Origin of the sequence: Xanthomonas codiaei (assembly GCF_002939785.1) — a bacterium.
In the GTDB taxonomy this organism is placed as follows: domain Bacteria; phylum Pseudomonadota; class Gammaproteobacteria; order Xanthomonadales; family Xanthomonadaceae; genus Xanthomonas; species Xanthomonas codiaei.
Window position 1 is genome coordinate 1 of record NZ_MDEC01000059.1, and the last position, 6711, is coordinate 6711.

Below are 6711 nucleotides of genomic sequence, written 5' to 3' on the forward strand. Positions count from 1 at the left end.
AACTGGCTTAACGGAAGCTCCGGGGCCTGCTCCAGGGCCTCCACCAGGTGCGCCAGCGCGCTCTGCATGTAAGTGCACAGGCGCTGGGCGGCGCCCGCAGCTGCGACCTGCGCGGTGAGATGAAACGCCTTGCCAAGATCGTCCACGCTCAGCACGGTCGGATAATTGCTGCGCTCCTCACTTTTGAGGAGAGTGATCCCATCCCATGCCTGGACTTCGGCATGTGTCTGATCGCTCGCTGTCGTATGCCGATAATTGAGCAAGGCACTGAACAGCGGCGTTGGTGCTTCAATGCGACTGCAACGCTGTGCAAGTGCCAAGGACGCGTGCTCATGCGCCAGCAGCGCGCTCAGGCTTGCGTGTATCTGGACCAGTGCCGACTGCACGCCGATGTCGGCCAGCTTCGCTCGCAGAGGCAGGGTATTGATGAACATGCCCAGCACCCGGTCGGCCCCCATGCCAGCGCGCATGCGTCCAAGCAACACCGTACCGAACACGACATCATCACGCCCGGACAGCGCACCCAACACACATGCGTAGGCAAGATGATGCAAGCTCGCAACGCTGACCCCGGCTTTCCTGGCCTGTACGCGCAAGCCCGCACTCAGCGCTGGAGTCAAGCTCAACTCGGCCTGCTCGATCGTCGATCCATCCCCCTGCACATCCGGCAATGCAAATGGCAACGTTGGCTCTTCGACATCACCGAGCATCTGGGTAAAAAACGCCGCATGTGCCTTCTGACCCGCGCCCAGACGTACCTGCGCCACATAGTTGCGGTACGGGAGTGCGGCAGGTAGCACATGTCCTGCTCCGGACAAGAGTGCCTGCATCTCTTCGCGTACGACATCCAGTGCCAGATGATCCAGTGCGATGTGATGAAACAGCAGCGTTCCCACCATTTGCTGCTGAGCGGCATCTTCGGCAACGACAAGGCGCAGCAAAGGCGCACGACTCAACGCCAGGCGGTAATCGCGCGCCTCAAAACGGGCGAGTAACTGGTCTATGATGTCACCTTGCTCCGAATCGAGTGCGATCTCCTCCACCACCAGCCCTGCCTCGCGCAGGACAACCTGCACCGGCTGATCGAGACCCTCCCAAAACACCGCAGTCCGCAGGATGTCGTGACGATCGATCACCTTTTGTAACGCGTGGACAAAGGCATCTAATCGATCCCGATTGGCAAACCTGAACTGTGATTGCAGTAGATACGGGTCGCCTACCTCGGCAGCGAGGTGATGATAGAGAATGCCCTCCTGCAGCGGCGCCAGCGGATAGATGTCCTGCACATTGCGTGCTCCACCGGGAACCGCTGCCACGATCTGATCGATCGCCGCTTGCGACAACTGCACCAATGGCAACAGCGCTGGGGTAATGCGGTCGCAGGGCAGATGAATGAGGTTCTGCGGCACCGTAACTTCATCGCTATCGCCCACTACCGCCGCAATGGCCGCAATGGTGGGCTGCCCAAATAGCACGCGAACATCGGTACCAAGACCATGCCGTCGCATGCGCTCGATCAGCGTCACCGCAAGCAAGGAGTGACCACCCAACGCGAAGAAGTTGTCGTGCCGGCCAACCTTCTCTACCTGCAATACATCCGCCCACAACTCCGCCAGCAACTGCTCCACAGATCCTAGAGGCGCTTCATAGTCCTGGCGCGCGCGCGCGTGCGCCCCCGGTGCAGGCAGTGCCTGACGATCGAGCTTGCCATTGAGGGTCAGCGGCCAGCTCTCCAGCATGACGAAGGCACTTGGCACCATGTAGTCCGCCAGCACGCTGAGCAGATACTGGCGCAACGTCGCTGCCGTTGGCACAGCTAGCGGATCGGTGGCGATCGCGTAAGCGACCAGGTACTTGTCGCCCCGATCATCTGTCAGTGCCACGACAATGGCATCACGGATCGCGGGATGTTCGGCAAGTCGGACCTGGATTTCTCCCAGCTCGATCCGAAACCCGCGAATCTTGACCTGTTCGTCGTTACGCCCCAGGTACTCAAGATTGCCATCGGGCAACCAACGGGCAAGATCGCCGCTTTTATAGAGCCTGCCGCCTGGATGAAACGGATCGTCGATGAACCGCTCGGCGGTCAGCGCCGGTCGATTCAAGTACCCACGCGCAACGCCCGCCCCGCCGACATAAAGTTCGCCCATCACGCCGATCGCTACCGGTTGCCGCTGCGCATCCAGCACGTAGAGCCGCAGGTCTGGAATGCGTCGCCCGATCGGGCTTCCCTCTTTCTGGTGCGCATCTGCCGGTGACAACGGGCAATAGGTGACATGCACGGTCGTCTCGGTGATTCCGTACATGTTAACCAGCTGGGTCGCAGTGTTATGCGGCCTGTCATACCAGGGTTTGAGCATGCCCGGGTCCAGCGCTTCGCCACCGAAGATCACTACACGCAGGCAGTGCGCCTGCATGTGTCCGGCCTGTGCCGCGATCAGCTGGCGAAATGCACTGGGGGTCTGGTTGAGTACCGTGACCCCGGAATGACAAAGCAAGGCGAAGCACTCATGTGGCGAACGCGTAATGTATTGCGGCACCACCAGCAAGCGTCCGCCATGCAACAAGGCGCCCCAGATTTCCCAGACGGAGAAATCGAATGCAAAGGAATGGAATAGCGCCCAGGTATCGTGCGCATTGAAATCGAACCAGGCATGCGTCGCGGTGAACAGGCGTGTCACCTGACGATGCTCCACCAGCACGCCCTTTGGCCTGCCACTGGAGCCCGAGGTATAGATGACATAGGCCAAGTGCTCCGGCCTGAGCCCGGCGATCGTTGGGTTGTGGACGGGCTGGGCTGCCAGCGGATTCGACTTGGGTGCGTCGATACACAGCACCGGGCAATCGACCTGCCGAATCACCCCGTTGGACTGCACATCAGTCACCAGTGCCACCGGTGTGCTATCGGACAAGGTGAAGGCCAAGCGGTCTGGCGGCGACACAGGATCCAGTGGCACATAGGCTGCGCCAGACTTGAGGATGCCGAGTATGCCGACCAGCAGGTCGCATCCGCGCGCCATGCACAACGCCACCCGATCGTCCGGACGAACGCCCAATTGCAGCAAGGCGTGTGCAAGCTGGTTGGCACGCTGATTCAACTCGGCGTAGCTGAGCCGCGTCTGCGCGTACTCTACCGCGACTGCCTCCGGCCTTGCGGTCGCTTGCGCCTCGAAGATCTGGTGCAGAAGAAGTGTCGCCGCCGGCTCCAGACATGGCGTATTGCAATCGACCACACGCTGCTCGAATTCGGCATCTGACAGGATTGGAAGCCTGTACAGGATACGATCAGGCGCCTGCTCGAGTGCATCGACCACGCTTTCCAACGCCTTATGCATATAGCCACACACGCGCTTGGCACCGACTCGCGGAGCCACCTGCGCCGTGAGGCGGAACTCGTCGCCCAGATCGTCGACGTTCAAGGTCAGCGGATAATTGGTGCGTTCTTCCGCAGACAAGACTTCGATGCCTTCCCAGCCGGCATCCTTACCGGCCGTATCGCCATGCGCGGTGTGCCGATAGTTCAGCAACGCGCTGAATAGTGGATCGGGAGGCGCGACACCACTGCAACGCTGCGCGAGGCCCAGGGACGCATGCTCGTGTGCCAGCAGCGCACTCAGCTCCTCATGCATCCTGCGTGCTGCTGCAAGCACGGGGCGGTCCAGCTGAACCCGCAACGGCAACGTATTGATGAACATTCCCAGTGCCAGCGCGGTACCGGTCCCTCCGTGCGTTCGCCCCAGCAGGACCGTGCCAAAGACGACATCGTCGCGTGGACAGGTCCGACCAAGCACCAGTGCCCAGGCAAGATGGTGCAGGCTCGCCGCAGCGATTCCCAGCAAGCGTGCCTGCCGTCGCAGACGTCTGCTCAGATCGTAGGCCACTGACAGGCTCGCTTCTTCGATCACGCTTCCATCGGTCTGCTGATCGCGCAGACCAAACGGAAGGCTCGGCTCATCAACGTCACCCAGACGATGTTCAAAGAAATCGCGATGCTTCTGGTCCCTGGAACCGAGGCGCGCCTGCATCACATATGCGCGATACGGTATTTGCGCAGGCAATGTTTCCGCCTTACCAAGAAGGCACGCCTGCAGCTCGTTTGTGAGTGTCTGCAACGCGAGATGGTCAAGTACCAGGTGATGAAAAAGAAGCATGCCAACCCAACGCTGGTTGACACTATCGTTGGCGCACACCAATTTCAGCAACGGCGCACGCTGCAGATTCAGTGCGTGCGTACGAGCACTGAACCGCTGCTGCAGCTGCTCGGTCACCGCACCGTGCTCCGGATCGCATTCAACCTCCTCCAGTGGTAGTGCGGCCGTCCGCCACACCACCTGCACCGGCGTATCCAGCTCTTCCCAGGCGATGCTGGATCGCAGGATGTCGTGCCGTTCGATGATCATCTGCAACGCGGAGATAAATGCTTCCAGCCGCTGCCGGTCCGCAAACCCGAACTGCGCTTGCAACAGGTACGGGTCTCCCTGCGTCGCAGACAAATGCTGGTACAGCACGCCCTCCTGCAGTGGCGCAAGCGGGTAGATATCCTGCACATTGGCGACACCACCAGGCACGCTGGCTACGATGAGGTCGATCTGTTGCTGATTCAGGTCAACCAGCGGCAGCATGGAAGGAGTGATGCACACTGTTTCGCGCGGAAGGCCGGCGTGATCCGGCTCTGCGGCTGCGGCCGGCGTATGTTGCAGCAGCTCGATCAGTAGCGCCTTGTGCTCGCGCAAGGCGGCAAGCATCGAAGGCTCGCCAAGTGAAGTCTTGTTGCCACGTACGATCAATCGCCCCTGCTCAAGCGATAGTTCGACACCTTTTTGCTTCAGCGACTGAATGAACTCATGGGTGATCACAGGACAATCTCCAGCCGCTCAATCGCAGCCGCGTAAGCAGAAACCGTGGGTTGATCGAATAAAGTACGCACATCGGCTTCGAGTCCTTCCTGCCTGATCCGCTCCACCAGCGTCACCGCCAACAACGAATGCCCGCCCAGCTGGAAGAAGTTGTCGTGCCGCCCCACCCGTTCCACCCCTAGCACCGCCTGCCAGATCTCGGCCAGGGTCTGCTCCACCGCATCGGCCGGCGGCTCGTAGCCCTGCAGACGATGCGCCGCATCCGGCGCCGGCAGCGCGCTGCGATCCAGCTTGCCATTGGCCGTCAACGGCCAGGCCTCCAGCGCCACGAACGCCTCCGGCACCATGGCCTCGGGCAGCAGCTGGCGCAGGTGCGCGCGCAGGACCTCGTCCAGCGACGCCGGTGCAGCAACATCGGCAATGACATAGGCCACCAGGCGCCGGTCGCCCGGCACATCCTCGCGTGCCAGTACCACCGCCTCGCGCACCTGCGCATGTGCCAGCAACTGCACCTCGATCTCGCCCAGCTCGATGCGCCGGCCGCGGATCTTGACCTGGTCATCGTTGCGTCCCACATACGCCAGGCGGCCGTCGTCCGACCAGCGACACAGATCGCCGGTGCGGTACATGCGTTCGCCCGGATGCAATGGGTCCTCGACAAAGCGCTCGGCGGTCAAGCGCTCCCGCCCGAGATACCCCCGCGCCACCCCGGCGCCGGCGAGATACAGCTCGCCCACCACGCCCAGCGGCACCAACTGGCGGTGCGCATCCAGCACGTAGGCACGCAGATGCGGCAGCGGTGCACCGATCGAGGGATGCAGCACCTGCGGCATCACCTCACCGCTGGTCGCCACCACCGTCGTTTCGGTTGGCCCGTAGTTGTTGTGGACGGTAAACGGCAGCCCGACCGGAACCTGGCGCAGACGATCGCCGCCCACCAGCAGGTGCGTCAGGCGCTGCGGCAGGCTGCCCGCAACGAAGGCGTGCTCGGCAAGCGGCGTGGGCAGGAAACTCACATCCAGCTCCTGGGCACGCCACCACGCCAGCACGTCGTCTACCTCGCACTCGCCCGCCGGCATCAGCACGCACCCTCCGGCGCACAGCGTCGGCCACAGTTCCCAGGCGGCGGCATCGAAGCTCAGTCCCGCCACGCTGGAGGTCCGCGAACCTGGCTGCAGACCAAAGCGGGTGCAATGCCAGTGGATCAGGTGCGCCAGCTGTCGGTGCTCCACCATCACCCCCTTGGGCTGGCCGGTAGAGCCGGAGGTGTAGATCACATAGGCCAGATGCGCCGGCGTCAGCCCTGCGACCACCGGATTGCCCGCTGCAGGCGTCGACGTCTGACGCTGTTCGAGATCGAGATCGAGATCGATGACTGGCAAGCTCAGCGCACGCAGCGTCTCGCCAAGCATCGCGCGCGTGGCCGCATGTACCAGCACCGCACGCGGGGCGCTGTCGTCGAGCAGACACCGGATGCGCTCGGCCGGGTAACGTGGCTCCAACGGCACATAGGCGGCGCCGGCCTTGAGGATCGCCAGCAAGCCCACCAGCAAGGCCGGGCTGCGCTGCACGCAGATCGCCACCCGGTCGTCGGGCTGCACGCCCAGCGCAAGCAGGCGATGGGCAAGCGCATTGGCACGCGCATTGAGCTCGGCATAGCGCAGTTGCTCGCCCGCACACTCCAGCGCGATGGCATCGGGGGTACGGGCGGCCTGCTGCTCGACCATCGTCGCAATGGTGTGCTGCGGCTCGGATGGCGCGCGCGCACGATTGAAGCCCAGCAACTGCCGACGCTCGGCCTCGGGCATGACCCGCAACTGGCTTAACGGAAGCTCCGGGGCCTGCTCCAGGGCCT

Annotated in this window: 2 protein-coding genes; both read right to left on the reverse strand. The window is 62.7% G+C overall.

Going from position 1 to position 6711, the window contains the following annotated elements; genetic code table 11:
* The coding region (locus tag XcodCFBP4690_RS21835; protein WP_279628117.1) for a non-ribosomal peptide synthetase at positions 1–4856 on the reverse strand (4856 nt) is incomplete at its 3' end.
* Positions 4853–6711 (reverse strand): non-ribosomal peptide synthetase (locus tag XcodCFBP4690_RS21840; RefSeq protein ID WP_146092014.1); only part of this gene is annotated, 1859 nt, incomplete at its 5' end. The genes XcodCFBP4690_RS21835 and XcodCFBP4690_RS21840, both read right to left, overlap by 4 nt.